Here is a 1,454-nt window from a genome sequence, read left to right on the forward strand (position 1 = left end):
GGATTCTATTTGCATTTTAAGCTCTGCTGCTGCTTCGTCAATCAAATCAATGGCTTTATCGGGCAAGAATCTATCTGTGATGTAACGATTAGAGAGTTTAGCAGCCGCTACTAATGCACTATCAGTGATGGTTACATTGTGGTGTGCTTCTAATCTCTCTTTGATTCCGCGTAAAATTTGCAAGGCTTCATTCACATTGGGCTCATTTAAAGTTATGGGTTGGAATCTCCTTTGCAAAGCAGCGTCTTTTTCAAAGTATTTGCGATATTCCTTAAGGGTTGTTGCGCCAATGGTGTGTAATTCTCCTCTAGCAAGGGCGGGTTTAAGAATGTTTGCAGCGTCCATACTTCCCTCACTCGCGCCTGCACCTACAATGGTATGGATTTCATCAATAAACAAAATAATATTTCCGCTTTTTTTGACTTCATCAATAACTTTTTTAAGTCTATCTTCAAACTCTCCGCGGTACTTTGCACCCGCAATCAAAGCACTCATATCAAGAGCAATGACGCGTTTATTTTGCAAAGATATCGGAACTTCTTTTTTTACGATTCTTTGCGCAAGCCCCTCTACAACCGCAGTTTTTCCAACCCCAGGTTCTCCAAGTAAAATCGGATTGTTTTTCGTCTTGCGGATAAGAATCTGCATCATATGGGTTATTTCTTCATCTCTACCGATAACAGGGTCTAGTTTGCCCTCAATGGCTTTTTGGGTTAAGTCAATGCCAAATTTTTCTAGCGATTCTAAATTCTCATCACCGCTTTGTGAGTCAATTTTCGCCCCTGCACGCATTGTTTCAAAAGTCCTTTTTAGCTCATTAATATCCAAATATTTGCTAAAAAGCTGTTTAATAGAATCGTGTTGTAATGCGCTTAGAATAAAAGTATCTAGTGCAATATAGGAATCTCCATTACTTATAGCCAAGCCATCAGCGGTATTAAGTAGTTCTTGTAGGTTTTTTGAGATTCTTAAATTTTCCTTGCTGACTTGGCTACTTTTGGGTAAATTACCTGCAAGACTTTTCGCTTCCAATTCTAATGCATTTTTATCGCAATTTAAGCGGTTAAGAGCTTGGTTTAATAAAGAGTTGGTATGTGTGAGCATTGCCCAAAAAAGATGAATCGGCTCAATTTCTTGATTTTTGTTATGCAATGCAAGAGAAGCCCCTTGTTCCAATGTTTCTTGTAAGGTATTGGTTAATTTTTCTAAGATATTCATAAAAACTCCTTGGTTTAAAATTGCCAAAATTATATAACTTTAGTCTTATATTGTCAAGTTTCATAATAATAATTTACTAATATTTTTTAAATAATTTTTATCAATTCTCTAAATCTTACCACTTTTTTCTTAGCCCCTCCCCCCTTTAACCTCCCCTTAAGTTTTCTTTGCTATAATTTTGCTTCCTTTTTTGCGCTAAAAATCTTTAGAGTAAAAATGTTCTTTAACTTTTGTAA

General features: G+C 36.2%; 1 protein-coding gene. It reads right to left on the reverse strand.

Features of this window, described 5'->3' with window-relative positions; translation table 11 throughout:
- Nucleotides 1-1,218 (reverse strand): AAA family ATPase (locus tag Q1553_RS07160; RefSeq protein ID WP_300842859.1); only part of this gene is annotated, 1,218 nt, incomplete at its 3' end.
- Nucleotides 1,219-1,454 lie beyond the last annotated feature (236 nt).

The organism is Helicobacter sp. UBA3407 (assembly GCF_949747025.1).
GTDB lineage: Bacteria > Campylobacterota > Campylobacteria > Campylobacterales > Helicobacteraceae > Helicobacter_D > Helicobacter_D ganmani.